The sequence below is a fragment of the Lacrimispora sanguinis genome (genome assembly GCF_044987295.1).
GTDB lineage: Bacteria > Bacillota > Clostridia > Lachnospirales > Lachnospiraceae > Lacrimispora > Lacrimispora celerecrescens_B.
In genome coordinates this window covers 211,113-230,165 of the sequence record NZ_CP173277.1, presented here as the reverse complement: position 1 = coordinate 230,165, position 19,053 = coordinate 211,113, and the positions used below count along the sequence as shown (strand labels likewise).

The window sequence follows — 19,053 nt, the reverse complement described above, 5'->3', positions numbered from 1 at the left end:
TAATAAAAAAAGGCAATCGCCACAGGGTGGTTGGCTAATTAGAAAAGCAAAGACCTTCCCAACCGGCCAAAGTACAGGGAAGGTTTTTTGTATTTAGCGACACGTCATTAAGACGAATGTCAGCAGTGCCAGAAAGAACATGCCGAAAGACATCAAGTCCTTAAAGTCATAATACTTCATGAGCAACACCTCCATTCTATGTAGAATTGAGGCCTACCATCCTATACACGATTGCCAGCAGTTTTATCTGCTAGTATATTATATGTTCAGAATTACGTACATACTATTAAATATATCTTACAAATTCCTTTGGGACCCTATTCCGCCAAACCCTGTAGATTCTGCGTATGCTTGATCTCATACCAGACTTCTTTACTTATATCTTTCAAATCTTTAACATTTGAACTTGAATATTCATCATAGATATAATGCAAAGCTCTGTAATCTTCCCCTTGAAGAATCAAAAAACCCACATTGAAAGCAGATTCTGAAAAATCATATCTATAATCACCAGATATAAATAATGACTGTGAGAATACATAATATCGATATCCTGCATTATCAACCTCACAAATTTTAGATAATTCTTTATTATTTAAATGATTTTTATCATTAGATATTTTTCCATAAACATATAAATCTTCATCAAACTGATGCAATGTTTCATCATCAATTTCATCTATTTTAACTTTGGCAATTAAATAAGGCGTATAGGAATCATTTACATCTGACATTTCCTGATACAGTTCACATGATGAAAATTGAAGAATATGCCCTTTGTATTCCATATCACAAGGCAAAACACTCAAATCAAATATGACTCTCCTATCTCCTTCGTAAATCGTAACACCGTCCCCAGTTTCAGTGGTAGTTTGTACCTTCGAACCTTCTTTTGAACAGCCTGTAATACCGAGAATACCAAGAGCCAAAGCAATTGTTAAAAGATATTTTTTCATATCACATCCCCCATTCGTATATATGAAACATATCATATTTATATATAATATTCAAGAAAAGAGCGGGAAATCAATCCTCGCTCTCTAAATCAATTATAATTGCTAACACCAATATTCGTTACCTGTAACTTTCTTTTTGTGTGCTCTGCCCACACTTGGCCTCTGGAATTACTAGGAAAAACCGGGCTTATTATAAGTACCGGCGGAATAAGGAAATAAATGGGCCGGTCAGACAGTTGTGACAAACTGTCTGACCGGTTTTCCTTTATAGAAATCCCCTTATTTCTCAAATATATTATGATAATATTCGACTTGGCGTATATATATTAACTACAGTTACTCCAGTATTAATAAATTTTGGACCTGTATCAAATCCCCTTAATGCAGCAACTGCCTCAGCCATACCCAAATAGCCCATCGTAAATGGATTTTGTACCAATACAGCTTTTATAGTATTATCTCTTATCATTTCCTGAATTATCTCTGTGATATCAAATCCAATACCGATAATATTTATATCATTTTCTCTCAAAGCGTACCCAATCCCTAACGTAGATCCTTCATTCGTTGAAAAAACACCAACAAGATTGGGATTGTCTCTTATATATTTTTCCGTTGCTTGTTTTGCTAACTCTTGGTCACCATTCGTGTATATTGTATCTAATATTTGATATCTGACAAACGGCTTAAAATAATCGCGAAATCCCATTTCCCGATTTACAGTCGTTCTGTTTTCAGGAGTTACCCCAATGATTCCTATTGAACCATATGTGAGACCAATCTCCTCTAATTCGTAAAACATATTTTCTCCAGCTAACTTACCAGCTGTATAATTATCTGTAGCTAAAGTTATGACTGCTTCTTCAAACGCTGGTGAATCAACATAAATGATTTTTACACCCTTTGCTTTCGCTTCTTCAACTGCTCTTGAAATCTTTAAAGGATCACTCGCCGCTAACATTATTGCATCTGCTCCCGCTACTACGGCATTATTAAATATCTCAATTTGTTTATTTACATCTCTCGTTAAGGGAGCGTCCCATTCATATGTAACACCTAACATAGAAGCCATTTCTCTAGCACCATTATCCATAACCTTCCAAAAGTGATCACTTTTATCCATGGTTATTAAAATAATTTTATAATTCTCATTTACTATATGGTCCATTCCTACAACATCTCCTATATTAATAATCAATTTTAATGTTGGTCCAATTACTTTCACACCTGGAGTTGAAATTCAGGTTTTACAACGAGTGTAATGATATATCACCGACTTGCATAAAGATTATAAACTGTTATTCACTTGTAACAGCGGAATATTTATCCAGGTAAATAAAATATTGTCCCCCAGGCTAAAATTTGGAATACTTCCAATTCTTGAAATAAAATTCGAATCCATAGCAGAAGGTGCTTTCATACTCATATAACCGGTATAACTTACAGATTTTGAAGAATACACGGATATTCGATTATATGCGAGGGAGGGGGCGTAAGGTTGAAGCTTTATATCTTAATAGTATAATAACGACATAAAATTCTTATTTAATTATTCATCAGGAGCCCTCCCTATTTAGAAACGCCTGTCGGAATAGTCGATGGGCGTTTTCTTTTGGGTAAATTCTAGAGAGGCGGGACCGAATACCGGATACCCGCCTTATTGCACGGAATTGTGAGCAGATTTATTTATTCCGCCAGTCCTGGATTTGTAGGGCCCCATCCTGATCCTGGATTTTAAGAAACACATGTAACACTATAAATATCGTTGTAGTATATTTCCTCATTATTCCACACTGCGTTTTGATTCCATCGGTAACCAGAAACAGTTCTCTGAGTACTGCTTCTAGGAATCAGCCAAAAATTATCTCCATCTTTCATCCAGACATAAACCATGTAATCCATGCAATCTTCAATGATTGAAACAATTGTACTCGGTAATAAAGATGGCGACTCTTGTGACTCAATATTTTCAAATTCATCTATTGGGATAATAGGACCTGTTGGGGCCATAGGACCTGTTGGGGCCATAGGGCCTGTTGGGGTCATAGGGCCTGTTGGGGTCATAGGGCCTGTTGGGGTCATAGGGCCTGTTGGGGTCATAGGGCCTGTTAGTATTTTGATCCCTGGAAAGCCTGGAAATGTGGGACCTGTTGGAGCTGTGGGACCTGTGGGAGCTGTGGGGCCTGTGGGAACTGTCGGGCCTGTGGGAACTGTCGGGCCTGTGGGTGCTGTGGGGCCTGTGGGAACTGTCGGGCCTGTGGGAACTGTCGGGCCTGTGGGAACTGTCGGGCCTGTGGGTGCTGTCGGGCCTGTGGGTGCTGTCGGGCCTGTGGGAACTGTCGGGCCTGTGGGAACTGTCGGGCCTGTGGGTGCTGTCGGGCCTGTGGGTGCTGTCGGGCCTGTGGGAACTGTCGGGCCTGTGGGAACTGTCGGGCCTGTGGGTGCTGTCGGGCCTGTGGGTGCTGTCGGGCCTGTGGGTGCTGTAATTTGATTTTCAAAAAGTTTATAATTATAATTTGCTCTTCTTTCAACTGGTGTAGGTATCCAGTTCATGCCTGAATAAATATTTCCTCTTGAATATAAATTCCCATATTGATAATCATAATGCATATTCATGATTCCTTTATTTATATTTCTAGTATATTTATATATACTTCCGAATAGATAAGTGCTTGTTTCATAATAAATAAAGAAATTACTTTTCCTCAACGGACTGCCAAACTTCCCCGTCAAACCCAACATAATAGTGGGCACTGGCCCCAATGTACTGGGAGGCATAGTATTGGCAGTTCGCTTCTGCTCCTCCCAGGGCCCCTACATAATGGATTGCAATATACTTAATGCGGTCCGCAGTACCGGTATTAAAATTATAGGGTGTAAGTAATTTCTTGATCTGCATACAATTCCCTCCATCGAAAAAGGCCCAGGATCACCCAGGCCAAAAAGTTCCGATGTAACAACCGAAACGGGAATTTCCGCATCGGATGACTATTGTTCAATGCTACTCTGGCTGGCGTCCAGGTGAGGTCATTACTCTTGCAGTAAATAACATTGATCTAGAAAACAGGACATATACTGGCGGAGTAAAAACTAGCAATGGTATAAATAGAACAGTTCCCATTCTTCCAAAGGTGTTACCAATAATTCATAAGTATTACCATGAAGCCATTGATATAGGCAGGCCTATGTTATTTGGAAGAACTCAAAAATTTCACGGTTTGTATAGATATATTGAAAATACATTCAGAAACTCTCTGTTGAAGAAAGAATCCGAACATGGCTTTTTAGGTCATGTTTATAGAGTTTATACTAACATGAATATTGAATGGTTTAGAACGGAAATAGAGAAGATTTTATAGTGTTGTATAGTTTGTTGTATAGTATGTTACTACCAATGCGATTTCATAATACTCTTATTTCATAATTATTCAGTTATAATCAGCTACAGTTGCATAAATCGTCTACAATCATTTATAAAAAGCCAACACCATTCATTCACAGTTTTTTCACAAGACGTACAAAATTTATTTACACCTTCTACAAACTTTTTTCACATCTGTCTTTTATAATTAAGATAGTAACAAGAAGAACTCCAATACTTGTTAAAAATAAAACTTTTTTTCATAACTGGCCGGTGAAAGTCACATTTCACCGGCTCCTCCCTTTTATGGGCCAAATATTTCCCAGTTGCAAAGAAACCCGTTCTATTATAGAATAGGGAAGGTGCCCATGGCATATGCAAACTTGGAGGATATTATTACATGAAGAAAAATGCAATCGTAGGACAATCCGGCGGACCAACCGCTGTGATCAACGCAAGCCTTTACGGCGTAATCAAGGAAGGAATGGCCCAGGCCGAAATCGGAAGGGTTTACGGAATGCTCAATGGCATAGAAGGCTTCATGTCCGGCAATTATATGGATTTAACAGGTAACTTAACAGAAGAAGAACTGGAGCTTTTGAAATTAACACCAGCTGCTTATTTAGGTTCCTGCCGCTATAAACTTCCTGATGATCTGTCTTCTCCTTTTTATCCGGCTCTTTTTGAAAAATTCCGAGCTATGGATATCGGATATTTCTTCTATATTGGCGGTAATGATTCCATGGATACGGTAAGTAAGCTTTCCCGCTACGCCGCCCATCATGGAAGCCCTATCCGTTTCATTGGAATTCCCAAAACCATTGACAACGACTTGATTTTAACGGATCATACTCCCGGATACGGCAGTGCTGCCAAATATGTAGCTGATACCGTCCGCGAAATCGTTCTGGACTCTTCTGTGTACCAGCAAAAGTCAGTCACCATCATAGAACTGATGGGCCGTCATGCAGGCTGGCTTACTGCTGCCAGTGCGTTGGCCAGAAAATTTGATGGCGATAATCCCCTGCTTATTTATCTTCCTGAAACGGATTTTGAATTTGAGCGGTTCGCAGCGGATGTAAAAGCTGCCCTTAACAAACACAATTCCGTTATTATCTGCATCTCTGAAGGACTCTCTGATTCCCAGGGCAAATTTATTTGCGAATACGCGGATGAAGTCCGTTTGGACACCTTCGGCCATAAAATGCTGACCGGAAGTGGTAAAATGCTGGAGAACTTTGTACGTGACCGTTTTGGTGTAAAGGTCCGTTCCATTGAACTGAATGTAAATCAGCGTTGCAGCGGCATGCTGGCTTCTGCAACCGACATAGAAGAATCCGTGCAGGCAGGCTCTGAAGGAGTAAAGGCCGCTTTAAAAGGCATTACCGGAAGAATGGTTGCCTTTCACCGCACAGGAAATTCCCCATATTCCATGGAATGTATCACCGTTGACGTCAACGAAGTATGCAATCAGGAAAAGTTGTTCCCCGCCCAGTGGATCTGCGGCAATGGCACGGATATCTCCCCAGATTTTCTGGAATATGCCATACCGCTGATCCAGGGAGAGCCTCAAAGAAAGATGGAAAGCGGCAGACCCGTGTACCTGTACCGGAGATAATCATCCGCTTTTCCAAATCTTAAAACCCGTTAATTATACGGTTCAAGAAAAGCGCCATGATCCTTTAAAAGATTCTGAAGCTGTGCCACGTCGATTGCGGCAACCCCAATTCCCTGTTTTGCCGCAATCGCTGCCGCAGTACCGGCTCCTTCACTGATTGCCATCAGTATTGGCGTTACACGAACTGCCGCACAGGCTTCATGAGTCGCACTGATGCATCGCCCGGCTACCAGAAGGTTATCCAGTTCATTTGTATACAAACAACGGTATGGAATGGAGTACCAGCTGCCTTTCTTTAAATAATGATGCTCCATGGTTCCTCCATCAGGGGAATGGATGTCGATGGGATAGCCGCCCATGGCAATGGCATCTTCAAACATTTTGTTCTCTAATAAATCGGAGGCAGTCAACCGATATGCGCCGTTTATCTTACGGCTTTCCCGAATCCCGATATGCGGCCCTGTGGTAACGATAACCGCATGTTCAAATCCAGGGATGTAGTTTCTCATAAATGCAACGATAGCATGTGCCTGTTTTCTGCCCTCTATCTCCGCTTCCGTTAAATCAAAAGAGTCCAGTGCGCTTTTCTTAATGATCCGGGACATGTTAAGGATGTATTCTCCAGGATTGTTGGTCTCAAAGCAAAGCACCATATCTCTGTCAATCGGGAATTCCCCTTTTTCCTTTGCCATACGAATAACTGAATATGCCCCCTGCATGCCGCTTCTGGGAATTAGCTGCAGACGTTCGAATGGAATGGTCTCAAGCATATCGCCAGAGTTATTCTTTATATATTCAATCATCTTATCCCGGTTCACATTGCTCACCTTGATATTCATTGTCATGGGCTGAGCCAGATGATCCTCTTCTCTGCCGTAAACACTTCCAATTCCTGCATGAGTGGCCAGGTCTGCATCTGCTGAAGCATCAATGAACACGGAGGCGGATACATCAAAGAACCCCTGTTTTCCATACAGACGTACCTTGCGAATCTTGCGGTCCTCCCATTCACAGCCTGTATAGACGGTATGATAAAGCAGATCAGCTCCAGCCTCTTTTACCATGGTCTCCAGAATCAATTTCATTCCTTCTGCGTCAAACGGAGTCACGGAACTGGCATACCCCACAAAATCCTCCATATGACCTGGAGAAAAGCCCTCTTTTACCAAGCGTGCTACAATTTCCTCAGCAATTCCCTGCACGACTTGCGTACTTCCTGCATGGAATGTCATCTGAGGACCCGTTCCGGCCATCGTGAGCATACCGCCCAGATATCCATTCTGCTCTACCAAAAGAGTCTTGGCTCCGCATCTTGCACTGGCGATTGCCGCTACGGTACCGGCAGGCCCGCCTCCAATGATGACCACATCATAGGTTAAGTTCTGTTTCATATCTCTCCTCCTTCATCAGCTGATCATAGCGGCAGGCAAAGGCATGAGCACCGATTTCCGATAGTGCCCGAATCCCAGTCCGTCCGATTTTCAGACTGCCAATCGTAAGCATTGGCACCAGATATTCTTTACTGGTAAATCCCAGTTCACTCCATTCAAGAAAATGGTAATATTCATGGCTTAAAATCAGATTCATGGCTTCCGCCATCTCCATTTTATTTTCTTTTGCCCAAAGCGAAATGGATTTCAAATAAAGATGGATCTTCTTCTGTCCGGTCAGATAATCACTGAAATATCTCTGGTTCCCTGCAACATAATCGACATCAACCTTCTCGCAGGACAAGCCGCTTTCTGCTGCAATTCTAAAAAAATCATGTTCCCCATTGTAACGCTTAAAGATCATTTCTGCTGCCGCTTCTCCCTTTTGCCACGCCCGGTCTGTGATCCTTTTTCTGTCCTCAGACCGGATTTTATCATAACAGCTGTCACGGCTTAATTCATCCTGTGCCAATTCCTTTCCCGGAAACGGCATGGAACCTGTATTCAAAATCCACTCACCACCTTACCTGCACTTATCCATCTGTCCGGCCGGTAGCAATGATCAGGACCTTTTCCTCATTGCCAAAACCTGTCAGTTCTGCATTTCCCAGTGCACAAATCTGCTCTTTGCTCTGGAGTCCGGATAAATCAATGACCCGTTTCCCTGATACAAGATAAATATTGGGCAGATTGGCACCGCCATCATTAAACACCGTCATCTCTTCCAAATACCATTCAATTTTTGTTTCCCAGTCCACAATCTTCACTTCTGAAACCAGTGCATTGCTTTTCTGAAGGCGGATCACGCCTTCTTCATCAATTAGACGCAGGGGAGTTGTTTTCTTTTTCACCAGTCCAAGAAATTTCTTTTCCAGTTTCTGGGACTGCACAGCATACATCACTCCGTTTTGAGCGGTTATGGATAATTCTCCCGGACTCATATCCATATTTTCGGCACAAATCTTAAGAAGCTGGTCAATCGTCAGTTTTGTATTGCCCAGAACCTTACTTCTCATCTCCGTGGCACCTACGGCAATTGCCCTTAAAAGGTTTTTCTGCGTATCCACTTCTACGTGAACCTCAATGGTCCCCGGTGCGGCGCCGCTTTGAATTGCTTTCTGTTCCACCTCCCTGCGAATGCTTAAAATATCTTCCTGGGAAGGACTTGACACCGTCCGTTCCACCATATCCCGCACCATGGCAAGAGCGACGCCAATGGTGGAAATCACCGCGGCATTGCCTGCAATCCGGTATTTATGCTTCATAGTTTTTGCAAGATGGGGAACCACGCTGGCAGCTCCGCCTCCGCCTCCCACAAACACGGTCTGTTCCGGCCGCATTTTATAGTCCTTTATTAGCTGTTCTGCAACCTTAGCATTTTTAGCCGCTGCAAATGCCATCGCCTTTTCTGCCGCTTCTTCCACGGTGCAGCCCATTTGATCCGCTAAAGGCTTCCAGGCTTTCCTTGCTGCTTCTAAGTTCCCGTAGGAATAGTCCTCCGGCCTGACATAACCAGCAATATTCGCGGCTCCCGCCATGGTAAGGGTCACCCGTACTCCGTTGTCACATTCAATGACCGCATATTCCGGATCAGATGGAACGGGTCTGACTGTCATAAGCCTAGGATTTTTAATAAGGTCGGCATCGGTATAGACTTCATAATCCAGACCGGCAATATGAGCGCTTCGAGGCCCCATGTTAACGGCCTTGCCCTCCTTTATCTGTACCATGCTTCCCCCGCCGATGCCCACGGTTCTGACATCAAGACTGTTTAAATAGGTTTTATGTCCTCCCACTTCTGCATATTGGATCATAACCTTGCCATCCTTTACGCAGGATATATCCGTGGAGGTGCCGCCGACTTCAAAAAAAAGACCATCCGTCAGCTTTTCATACATCAGAGCGCCTGCAACACCGGCTGCCGGGCCCGAGAGAATTGTCATGATCGGCCGGTTTCTCACCTCATCCACAGTCATAACCCCGCCATCACAGCGCATTACCATGAGAGGGTTTTTGATTCCAGCTTCTATGATACTCGTTTCTGTCATGGTTGCCGCTTCAAGCATCTTAGGCATAATGCTGGCATTTACCACGGCCGTCCTGGTTCTTATTTTCAGGCCGTATAGCTTCGATATTTCATTGGTAGCCGTTCCCGGAAGATTCATTTGCTTGCATTTTTCCAGAGCCAGATTCTCATGGTACGGATCATCTACACTAAAAGCCTCTGCAGCCACAATGCTGGAAGCCCCCCGTTCTCTTAAAGAGTGGATGGCGTCATCGATCCTGCTTCCCAGACTGTCTTTATCCGAAGTGTCCACATATTCGTTCTGACTTTCCAAAAATTTACCGGCTGCCAGTTCTATGTTGCTGATGTTGGTATCCGACCTGCTTTTTGCCCCCTGTAACCCGCTTCCCAGCGTCACAATGCCAACCGGAGCCACATCTCCTTCTAAAAGTGCATTGGTTGCCTGAGTCGTACCGTGAGCGATAAAAACAACGTCATCCGGATTAATATGACAATCCTCCATAATGCGCTGCAGCGCCTTTACAATTCCTTCTGCCACCCCCTGCCTGGAATTGTGGGTCGTAGGAGTTTTCACCACTCCTATTAATTCAAAAGTTTCATTATCAATGGCGGCGGCATCCGTAAAGGTACCGCCCACATCAATCCCGATGCGTACTTTCATAAATTAAATTCTCCTGTCCGATTGCTTAAAAGTAAATGAATGCCGAGATTATCACACCGATCACGGAAATAGTCCAAAGATAGGGCAATAGTTTTTTTGTAATTGTATTAACATCGACCTCGGCAAAGTTAGCCGTCCAGACGTTTTGTGTATTGGTGGGATCCCCACAGCCCTGAATTCTTTCTGCGGAAAGAAATGCACCCATAACTGCCTGCGGATTCAGTGTTCCAAGTCCGATCACCAGGGCTGCAATTCCGGAACCGAGTCCAAATAAATTCATGGGACCTCTGTATAAGGACAATGGTGCCAGAATTGAGAAAAAGATTATGTATCCGACTTTTGAAGTTGGGACTACGGCAAGTAAAAATGGGTTCAGCACTTCCTTTACCATGGCATGCGTTACCGCAAGATATAAGATTCCAATGCCTACCATTAAGATGATTGCAGGCGCTGCATCGGTAATTCCGTCATAACAGGTTTTTACAAGGAGATTCATGGCTTTGGAAAAACTCTTGGATGTAAACAGCAGAATCCAGAATATGCCTGCCAGGAAAGAAGGAACAACGGGCACCTTTAAAAACGCTACCAGAACGATGGGAACAAGTGGTGTGATCATAGCAAGCCCACCGGCTGTTCCTCTTAACTGTTTTGTCTGGATCTGATCTGAAACAGGTGCGGAAAAAGCAAATTTCACTCCATTTTTCTTAAATTCCACAAAAATCAGGATAATTGTCGCGATCAGCGTTACAGCCAGCATATAGACTTCAAACCCTTTAATATTATCAATTTCCAATCCGAAGATGCTGGAAAATGAAGTCCAGTTTGCAATATTAAAGCTAAGTCCCACTGCAAATGCCATCAAAAAGATGCTGGCAGCGCTGATGGCCGGAACACCCACGGAAATCAATATAGGCAAAACAATGGTTCCTACCATGATAACAGAACCCAATCCATTTAACGTAGTAAACAAAAGTGCTACTGCCGTTACCATGATCAGGGTAACAATTAGCGGTCTGTCGCCTCCAAGTTCGGCACTTTTTTTGATTATATTTTCGGTCACTCCCGTCTTATTCATCAGCTGTCCTAACCACGCGCCGAAGATGACTGCCATAATTGCCGATCCCATTCTGACAGTACCAGCTTCTAAAACAGTGGAAAGCCAGCCAATCTGAGCCCCTTCCCCATTCACTCCCACTGCCGGAACTCCTGCTATCACGCAGATGACAACCGCCAGAAAGGGCAGAGCCAGCAAAGTAGGCAGTTTTTTTGCCATCATAAATGCTGCAATAACAAGAAAAGCAATGATGATACATGTTCCCTGTAACATACGAAATCCTCCATTTTTCAATTAGATGGTGTTTATAATTTATCTACTGCATTCCGGAACTGCCCGGTTACCTTTTTTACTTCTTCTGCAGACGGTTCCTTTCCCATAACAATGGCCCCGATCATGACGGCTTTACAGCCGGCTTCATAAAGATGCTTTACCTCATCCGGGCAAATCTTCTTTTGGGTAGGGATTAACGTCGGCTTCCCTGCATTAGCAGATATATGGGAATATCGCAAAATATCTGCGTAATTAAGCGGAGTCCCGTAGCGTGCTCCCGGCTGAATGCTGCATTCTAAAATATCTATGCAGGAATGCCGGACTGCTTCCAGCGTATTCTGATCATACGTATCATCAATGGCAGCCATTTTGGTCAATGTCTGGCTCTCCATCATATAACACGGCAGATGGTGAAGGTAGGAGGAAAAGAACCGAAGCCCCATTTGTTCCACTTCCAGCCTTTCTTCCCTTGTAATAAACGCATCTTCTCCTCCAGGTACAAGCCCAACCGGCACATCTTTGCATAGTGCAATCAATTCTTTTAAAAACTGCCGGTTATCATCATAAGTTCCGAATGTATGGCCGCTTGCACGGTGCCATACATTTGCATGAACTTTAATTGCCTGAGCTCCTCCTTCTAATGCGGCTTTGGCTAGTTCCAGATTGTTTTCCGGCAGGCTAACCACCAAGGTAAACTTGTTTTCATTTACCATTGTTTTAAAATCCATTGACATCTCCTTTCTGAAATGCAGTCTTGCGGCGGCCGTCCGGACGGCTACATTTCACAAATTACTTTTTTCAGTACTCTCTTACCTAAATCTGTTTCCATATGGTTAATCACAGGCTTTATAGCCTTGACTTCAACAGCGTGCTTTAATAAATCACTTTTCTTTAATTGTCCGTTTATACGTTCCGCCAGACGGTCTCCCTCATCCAGCCGGCCTGACAGATATACGTTTTCGATGGGAAACATCATACAGATCATCTGCAGTAAATTAACAATTCCTTCGGAAAGTTTGTCTGCGTTCATTTTTTTACCGGTATTTTCGATGAAGGGAGTCATATCAGCTTTCTTTCCCTCCGTCATATCAAGAAACGTCCCATTGGAGGTTATGGAAACAAAAACCTTTTTTCCAATCTCAATGTGTGCACTGTTCGTACTCTCTTCTTTTTTCATAATTTGCCGGAAGGAATAAACCTGAGAATATTCTTCCATGACAGGTACCTTAAACTGGGTTTTCACCGCCTCACAGAATGATATGCTGGCGGAAGACAATGAAGTGGAATACATAACATTAAAATCACTGGGGCTCATATCTTCCTGGAACAAAAGTCCGATACCGGCCAGTTTCCCATTGCAAAAATTTTCCGCTTCCTCTCTTAAGAAATGGGTAACCTGTTCAAGCAGCTCATTGCCGGTAATGTAATAATCTGATATCAGAACACTATGCTTTTTTTCCAGCGCCAGATCTAAAAAATGGAGGACGGCTCTTCTCCAGCCAATCTCCAAAATTGCGATATACCCTTTGCTGCTATTCACCGATAATTCGATCCTTTTTCTGCCACCTGTGGGCGTGGTCACACCATTTTCCACGATCCAACCTTTTTCTATTAATTCCGATGTCAGAGATGAAACCGTACTCGGTGAAAGCCCTATGATCTCGGATAATTCTATACGGGAAACCGTTTCCTTTTCTAAAATTACATTCATGATCAATCGTAAATTTTCCCGTTTCATGTCCTGTAAACCGCTTTTTTTCATATTTGTACAGCGCCTTCTTTCTTTTTTCGGTCTCCGAATTAAGTTCTGATTTAAAAATATCCTATTTGTAACAAATTGTCAATCGAATCTTATTCATTTCCTTCACTTTAAGCAACCTGCACTAATTTATATTTTGATTTTGTCAAAATCCTCCAATCATTTGTGACGATTGTCCAAAACCCATGGATTTCCAAAAGTTTACTATATTTATATTTTTTTGTGCATTTTTTGACAACATGCTTCATATATTCTATATAAGGCCAATTTCTATTTTCATAGCACTTATGGGAGAAAGTGAAGATGAACGGAGAAACTTTTTTAGATCGCATTCCTTGCGGCATACTGAAGCTTAAAACTGATGAAAACCTTACCATTCTTTACTCCAATCAGGCGATCCAATCATTGTTTCAATCGCCTGCTTCACTTCAGGACATGGTATGTGAATCAGAATATCCGGAGCTGCTGACGGAGATACGCAGCCACCTGACAGACCAGGCAGCCAGTTTTGAATTGGAATTCAAAGCTAAAATACAAAAAGGCTGCATCTGGTATTCCTTACAATTGAATTATATCCCTGAGGAGGAACTATTGTACTGTGCTATCTCCGATATCACATGTATGAAAAAATTCCAGGAACACTTACGGATTCGTGAAGAACAATACCGGCTGGCAAGCCGGCATTCCGGCTGTCTTGTAAGTATCTATGATATTCCTTCAAGAACCATTTCCCCCTCACCTGAATTTTCCAGAACGTTTCCCTTTCCTCATACTCTGCCGCTCTCCCCCGAATTCCTTATTGAAAACGGCATTGTACACAAGGAAAGTGTTACTGACTTTCTGGACTTTTATGATGACATGGAGAAGGGGATACCCGAGGGCAAATGCATCACACGCTTAAAAACTGGTTCCGGGGATTATCATTGGTTCTCATCCCAATACTCGCTGGTGTGCACTGAGAAGCAAAAGCCTCTCAGGGGAATCATATCCTACCAGGATATTACAGACCAGTATGAAAAAGAGCTGGCTTATCAAAAATGGATGGAGTACATGCGGGAACAGAAAAGGGACTGTATCGGCTATTATGAATATAATTTAAAATTTGACTTATTCGAAGAAATCATTGGAGAAATGACCCAGACTATGCCGGAATATGTTACCAATTCTTTTTCCAGCATTATGACCTACATAGCAGAAAATCACATTTTTGAAGAAGACCGGGAAATGTTTCTAAAATTCTTCAATAAAAACCAATTACTCTATCACTACTATAGGGGGAACCGGTCCTTACGGCTGGAGCACCGGCGTATACGGCCCGATGGCAGCGTCTACTGGGGGCTTGGCATGGTACAGATTGTTTCTGATCCCTATACCGATACGATCAAGGCATTTATCCTCATTAAGGATATTGACGAATCCAAGCGGGAGGCCCTGAATTTACAGGAGCTTTCCAAACAGGATTCCTTAACCGGACTGTTAAACAGGGCAACTGCCATACATGCAATACGCAATACATTAAAAAACAGCCAGGGGCACCACATCCTTATTATGCTGGATATTGACCGTTTCAAGCAGCTGAATGATAATTACGGCCATCAGTTTGGGGATAAGGCCCTCCACCGCGCCGCCTCAAGACTTAAATCCGCATTAAGGCGCGATGACATCTTTGGCCGGCTGGGAGGCGATGAGTTCATCATATTATTAAAAGATGTGGCTTACAGCATGGACTTGTACGCACGTCTGGAAAATTTATGCAGTCTCATAGGCAGTGCTCTGGAACCGGAAGCCCATATTTCAGGCAGCCTGGGAACAGCCGCCTATCCGGAAGATGGAACTGCATTTGAGGAATTATATGAAAAGGCCGACATTGCTCTTTATCACGCAAAGAAGCATGGCCGCAGCCAATATGCAGTTTATGAACCCGGCATGAGTATGGCAAATTTATAAAATGTTTTATCCGATAACACAAAAAAGTCCTGTGGAGTTTTCCACAGGACTTTTTTGCATCTCTATGCAGAAGAAGGGACTTGAACCCTCAAGGTATTGCTACCACACGGACCTGAACCGTGCGCGTCTGCCAATTCCGCCACTTCTGCTTTCTAATTGTGCAAATTGGTAAATCAATTCGCACAATTATAGTACTATACTTTTGGGAATTAATCAAGTACTTTTTTTCTTTTTTTAAATTTTTTAGCAGAATAACAAAGCCTGTTAATATTCCCTGGTTTTTATAACTGTTTCCGCATCCGACTGATCATACACCTTTTCTTCTGTTATAATCCGAAGAGGCATTTCCTTTCCTGCTATCATATCCCGGATCGCCTTCATAAGCGAAGGACCTAAAAGCGGACTGCATTCCACCGCACAGTTCAACTTGCCGTCTATCATTGCCTGAAACGCTTCTTTCGTCGCATCCACAGAGACAATCGTTATGTCTTTCCCCGGTTTCAATCCATGGGCCTCCAATGCTTTAATTGCTCCAAGGGCCATATCGTCGTTGTGGGAATAGATAATATCCACATCCCAGGTGTGACTATTTATGTATTCCTCGACAACCTGTTTTCCTCCCTCATAAGTGAAATCACCATAATCCGTGTATACAATTTGGTACTGGGGATTCTCCTCCAATATTTCATAGAAACCTTTCTTTCTCTCCTCTGTAGGTGTAGCACCTTCACTTCCCTGAAGCTCCAAAATGCGGACAACCCCCTGCTCTGGTTTTACATGTTCTTTCAGCCAGCGCATGGCCCTGCGTCCTTCCTCTAAAAAATCAGCTCCAATATAAGTGGTTGTCAAATCGTCTCCCGCTTCTATTCTCCGGTCGGACATTACTACAGGAATATTAGCTTCCTTTGCCTCTTTTAAGACCTCATCCCATCCGGCTTCAACAACAGGGGAAACTACGATTACATCCACCTTCTCCTTAATAAACCTCCGGATCGCTTCAATCTGCTTTTTTTGAGACTGATCTGCACTGTCAAAAAGAAGCTCCATGTTAAACTCCCTGGCTGCCTCCTGAATCGAGCGAGTATTGGCTAGCCGCCACTGGCTCTCCTGCCCCACCTGGGAATATCCTACGGTAATTCTCCTGCCATCGTCGATACTTTCTCTGTCAAGAGCCGCCAAATACTCACCTGCATTCTGGGGATAGATTGTATGGCTTCTTAAAATTACTTGTTTGGGTACACCGCTTTCCTTCCTCAATATGTTAATCGCATATTGTACCGCTTCTTTACCACCCGTGGGGCAGGAAATTGTTGCCGCCAGCTTTCCTTTTCTGACCAAATCCACTCCTTCATTTTCTCCTGTAAAGCCGTCGCATCCGATGACTTTTATCTTCTCAGCCAGATTCCTGTCCTTTAAGGCCTCGTATGCTCCAAAGGCCACGGAATCATTGTTGGCAAATATTAGAGAAACACCTTTCAGTTCCTCCTTCATGGCATAAACCGCATCATAGGCCGGATCCTTCATGTCATTTTTTAAATCACAGACAGTCTTTTCTATGTCAGGATAATCTCTGATCACAGAATCAAAACCCTCGCTTCGCTCCTCGCTCTGAAGAGAGCCGGCTGTTGCACGAAGCTCCAGTATCTTTCCCTTTCCGTTTCCAAGCAGCTGGGCCGCGCATTCTCCGCCCTGCTTCCCGATCAGATTATTGTCCGGACCGATAAACAGGTTGTAATCAAAGCCCTCCACGCTCCGGTCCATAACAATCACAGGAACTCCCTCCTGATATACGTCTCTTACCTTCTTTGTCAGACGGCTGGAATCACAGGGAGAAATAATCAGCAGATCAATGCCAAAATCCAGAAGCCGGTCAACATCCTTTTCCTGCTTCTCTACGTTTGAGGTAGCGTCTGCCGTAACGATCCTGATATTGGGATACTTTCCCGCCTCCTCCTGGATCTCATTGATCAGGGCTACTCTCCATGCTTCCCTCATATTTGCCTGGGAAACACCGATCACATATTCCACATCGCTTTTATAAACCGTCTGGGTAATCGCCCCGTTATAAATACGGTATCCCAAAAAGACAAATACCGATATCAGTAATACCAATAGTAATTTCGTTCTTTTTTCCATTTTATCCTTTTTCAAGATCATTCTGAACTTCTTTCGGAATTCGTATAACAATACGCGTCCCCTGCCCCTCTTTGCTTTCCACCAATACCTGGAACTGCTCTCCGTACCGGATGCGCAGCCGCTCCTTAATATAAAACAAACCAAAGCTCCTGTTTCTGCCGGCTTCACCCGGTTCATTTAACAATCTGGATAACTCCCAAACCTTTTCTTCTTCCATGCCCTTTCCGTCATCCCAAACTTCCAGGCTCACCCAATCATCTTCCACCCGTCCGGTGATCTTCAAATGCCCGTCTCCATTCTTCATCTTTACCCCATGGTAAATGGAGTTTTCCACCAACGGCTGAAGGATCATCTTTGGAAGAACCACCTTCATACAGTCTTCCTCTGCCTGAATTTCATACTGTACCTTAGGACCGTAACGGATTTTCTGTATGTAGAGATAATTGGAGATATACCGGATTTCCTCTTCTATGGTAATATAGTCTTTGCCCTTGCTTAAGCTGATGCGAAAAACATTGGTGAGAGCATCCACAAGATGAACGATGTCATAAGCGGAATGTTCTCTCGCCATCCAGCCTATGGTGTCCAGAGTATTGTATAAAAAATGCGGTTTAAATTGTTCCTGAACTGCCTTAAGCTGCGCTTTCCGCTTGTTTTCCTGTTCCTTATAAACCTCTTCCATCAATTCTTGTATTCGCTCCAGCATCTGATTAAACCGGCGCCCAAGCTCGCTGACCTCATCTAAATAATCGCCCTCAAACCGAACGGATAAGTTGCCTTTTTCCGTCTCCTTCATTAAGTTGCGGAGCCTGACAATGGGCTTTGTGACCGTCTCCGATATTTTTACCGCTACAATAAATACCGTGAGAATTGTTAATATCAAAACCCAGCCAAACATGATCAGCATGGTATTGATTCCGCCCATGATTTCCCGGTAAGACGAGACACTGACGGTTTTCCAGCCGGTATAGGCGGATTTCTGATAGCTGATCTGATACTTCTCCCCATTGGTAACCGCGGTCACAGGCTCTTCTTCATTCCACAGCCATTCCGGCCGGATGCGGTAGACGATTTTATTGGTTGGCGCATATACTAAGTGATTCTGCTCATCAAGGACGAATACAAATCCATTTTCACCGATATTCGCATCCTGAATTGCGGAGGATATAATTTCATGCTTTACATCAAACAGCAATACGCCCACCCGCTCCCCTGTCTCCGGGTCTATAACAGCTTTCATTACTGAAAATACATCATCAACGCTGTAGGCCGCCTCCGTAACAATATTCCTTCCGGTAACATTGCTGATGATCTGCATTTCCCCTGGAGATGCCGCTGCTTTTTCATACCAGACCTCTTTTGCAAACGGGTCCCGGGAGATTCTTGACATCCCGGTCCCCACATACATATCATGCTCCGTAGCAAAAAAAATGCCCGCTATTTCATCGTGAGTTTCCGCTACCACCTCAAAGCTGTTTTTCAGTGCTGCCTCATATTCCTTCCAGCGGCTGTCTTCTGCGGATGGGATTCTGCCAAGATGCATTGGCTCAATAATCTGGATCAGCATATTCGCAGTCTTTTCAATGCTGCTTATATAGATATCTGTTGTATGCTGCACTTGTCCCACCAGCAGAGACGTATGCTGGGTCACATTGCGCTCCGCCTCTCTGGTTGAGCTGATAATCCCCAATATCCCGACAAAGCAAAAAGGAATGAGCGCAATAAAAATATGAGAATTGATCATTTTATCACGAATTTTCATATCCATGAATCGTTTCTTCCAATATTTCATTGCTCTCACTCCTATTTTCATATCATATCGCCTGCTTCAT

The 19,053-nt window shown here is 43.4% G+C and carries 16 protein-coding genes and 1 tRNA gene; 4 read left to right on the top strand and 13 right to left on the bottom strand.

The window, feature by feature from the left end:
- Positions 1-317 precede the first annotated feature (317 nt).
- From ACHZES_RS01060 to ACHZES_RS01050, 3 genes are all read right to left on the bottom strand, one after another.
- A complete protein-coding gene (locus ACHZES_RS01060) occupies positions 318-956 on the bottom strand; it encodes a hypothetical protein (protein WP_395548664.1) in 639 nt (212 codons plus the stop codon).
- Positions 957-1,251: 295 nt separating this feature from the next.
- Positions 1,252-2,124: a substrate-binding domain-containing protein gene (locus ACHZES_RS01055; RefSeq protein WP_404820311.1), complete on the bottom strand. Its 873-nt coding sequence runs from the start codon at positions 2,122-2,124 to the stop codon at positions 1,252-1,254.
- A 566-nt stretch (positions 2,125-2,690) separates the two neighbouring features.
- Positions 2,691-3,056: a hypothetical protein gene (locus ACHZES_RS01050; protein WP_404820310.1), complete on the bottom strand. Its 366-nt coding sequence runs from the start codon at positions 3,054-3,056 to the stop codon at positions 2,691-2,693.
- Between the two features lie 38 nt (positions 3,057-3,094).
- Between ACHZES_RS01050 and ACHZES_RS01045 the strand changes: the two genes are divergently transcribed.
- Positions 3,095-3,442: a hypothetical protein gene (locus tag ACHZES_RS01045; RefSeq protein ID WP_404820309.1), complete on the top strand. Its 348-nt coding sequence runs from the start codon at positions 3,095-3,097 to the stop codon at positions 3,440-3,442.
- Between the two features lie 209 nt (positions 3,443-3,651).
- On the opposite strand, the gene ACHZES_RS01040 is transcribed toward ACHZES_RS01045, so the two are convergent.
- A complete protein-coding gene (locus tag ACHZES_RS01040) occupies positions 3,652-3,855 on the bottom strand; it encodes an N-acetylmuramoyl-L-alanine amidase (RefSeq protein WP_395548668.1) in 204 nt (67 codons plus the stop codon).
- A gap of 85 nt (positions 3,856-3,940) precedes the next feature.
- Here ACHZES_RS01040 and ACHZES_RS01035 point away from each other — a divergent pair, with 85 nt between their 5' ends.
- On the top strand, positions 3,941-4,315 hold the full coding sequence (locus ACHZES_RS01035) for a hypothetical protein (RefSeq protein ID WP_395548670.1): 375 nt from the start codon (positions 3,941-3,943) through the stop codon (positions 4,313-4,315).
- 402 nt (positions 4,316-4,717) lie between these two features.
- The gene (locus ACHZES_RS01030; RefSeq protein WP_395548671.1) at positions 4,718-5,935 is read left to right on the top strand and encodes a 6-phosphofructokinase; all 1,218 of its coding nucleotides are present in this window, start codon (positions 4,718-4,720) and stop codon (positions 5,933-5,935) included.
- A gap of 29 nt (positions 5,936-5,964) precedes the next feature.
- Here ACHZES_RS01030 and ACHZES_RS01025 read toward each other — a convergent pair whose 3' ends face one another.
- Genes ACHZES_RS01025 through ACHZES_RS01000 form a run of 6 tightly spaced genes read right to left on the bottom strand, consistent with a single transcriptional unit; the run spans position 5,965 to position 13,141 of the window.
- Positions 5,965-7,326, bottom strand: coding sequence for an FAD-dependent oxidoreductase (locus tag ACHZES_RS01025; RefSeq protein ID WP_038284685.1), 1,362 nt, complete (start codon positions 7,324-7,326; stop codon positions 5,965-5,967).
- Positions 7,304-7,873 carry a hypothetical protein gene (locus tag ACHZES_RS01020; protein ID WP_089987535.1) on the bottom strand — a complete coding sequence of 190 codons (570 nt, stop codon included), beginning with the start codon at positions 7,871-7,873 and terminating at the stop codon, positions 7,304-7,306. The genes ACHZES_RS01025 and ACHZES_RS01020 overlap by 23 nt, the downstream gene beginning before the upstream one ends.
- 25 nt (positions 7,874-7,898) lie before the next feature.
- The gene (locus ACHZES_RS01015; RefSeq protein ID WP_395548672.1) at positions 7,899-10,052 is read right to left on the bottom strand and encodes a hydantoinase/oxoprolinase family protein; all 2,154 of its coding nucleotides are present in this window, start codon (positions 10,050-10,052) and stop codon (positions 7,899-7,901) included.
- A 25-nt stretch (positions 10,053-10,077) separates the two neighbouring features.
- Complete coding sequence (locus ACHZES_RS01010) at positions 10,078-11,379, bottom strand: hypothetical protein (RefSeq protein ID WP_038284681.1); 1,302 nt, start codon at positions 11,377-11,379, stop codon at positions 10,078-10,080.
- Positions 11,380-11,411: 32 nt separating this feature from the next.
- A complete protein-coding gene (locus tag ACHZES_RS01005) occupies positions 11,412-12,107 on the bottom strand; it encodes a hypothetical protein (protein WP_395548673.1) in 696 nt (231 codons plus the stop codon).
- Between the two features lie 47 nt (positions 12,108-12,154).
- Complete coding sequence (locus ACHZES_RS01000; RefSeq protein ID WP_395548674.1) at positions 12,155-13,141, bottom strand: winged helix-turn-helix transcriptional regulator; 987 nt, start codon at positions 13,139-13,141, stop codon at positions 12,155-12,157.
- Between the two features lie 300 nt (positions 13,142-13,441).
- Here ACHZES_RS01000 and ACHZES_RS00995 point away from each other — a divergent pair, with 300 nt between their 5' ends.
- Positions 13,442-15,085, top strand: a complete 1,644-nt coding sequence (locus ACHZES_RS00995; protein ID WP_395548675.1) for a diguanylate cyclase domain-containing protein — start codon at positions 13,442-13,444, stop codon at positions 15,083-15,085.
- A 65-nt stretch (positions 15,086-15,150) separates the two neighbouring features.
- On the opposite strand, the gene ACHZES_RS00990 is transcribed toward ACHZES_RS00995, so the two are convergent.
- From ACHZES_RS00990 to ACHZES_RS00980, 3 genes are all read right to left on the bottom strand, one after another.
- Positions 15,151-15,234 (bottom strand) — tRNA-Leu (locus ACHZES_RS00990).
- Positions 15,235-15,349: 115 nt separating this feature from the next.
- The gene (locus ACHZES_RS00985) at positions 15,350-17,221 is read right to left on the bottom strand and encodes a substrate-binding domain-containing protein (RefSeq protein ID WP_404820308.1); all 1,872 of its coding nucleotides are present in this window, start codon (positions 17,219-17,221) and stop codon (positions 15,350-15,352) included.
- Position 17,222: 1 nt separating this feature from the next.
- Positions 17,223-19,013, bottom strand: a complete 1,791-nt coding sequence (locus tag ACHZES_RS00980; RefSeq protein WP_395548677.1) for a sensor histidine kinase — start codon at positions 19,011-19,013, stop codon at positions 17,223-17,225.
- Positions 19,014-19,053 lie beyond the last annotated feature (40 nt).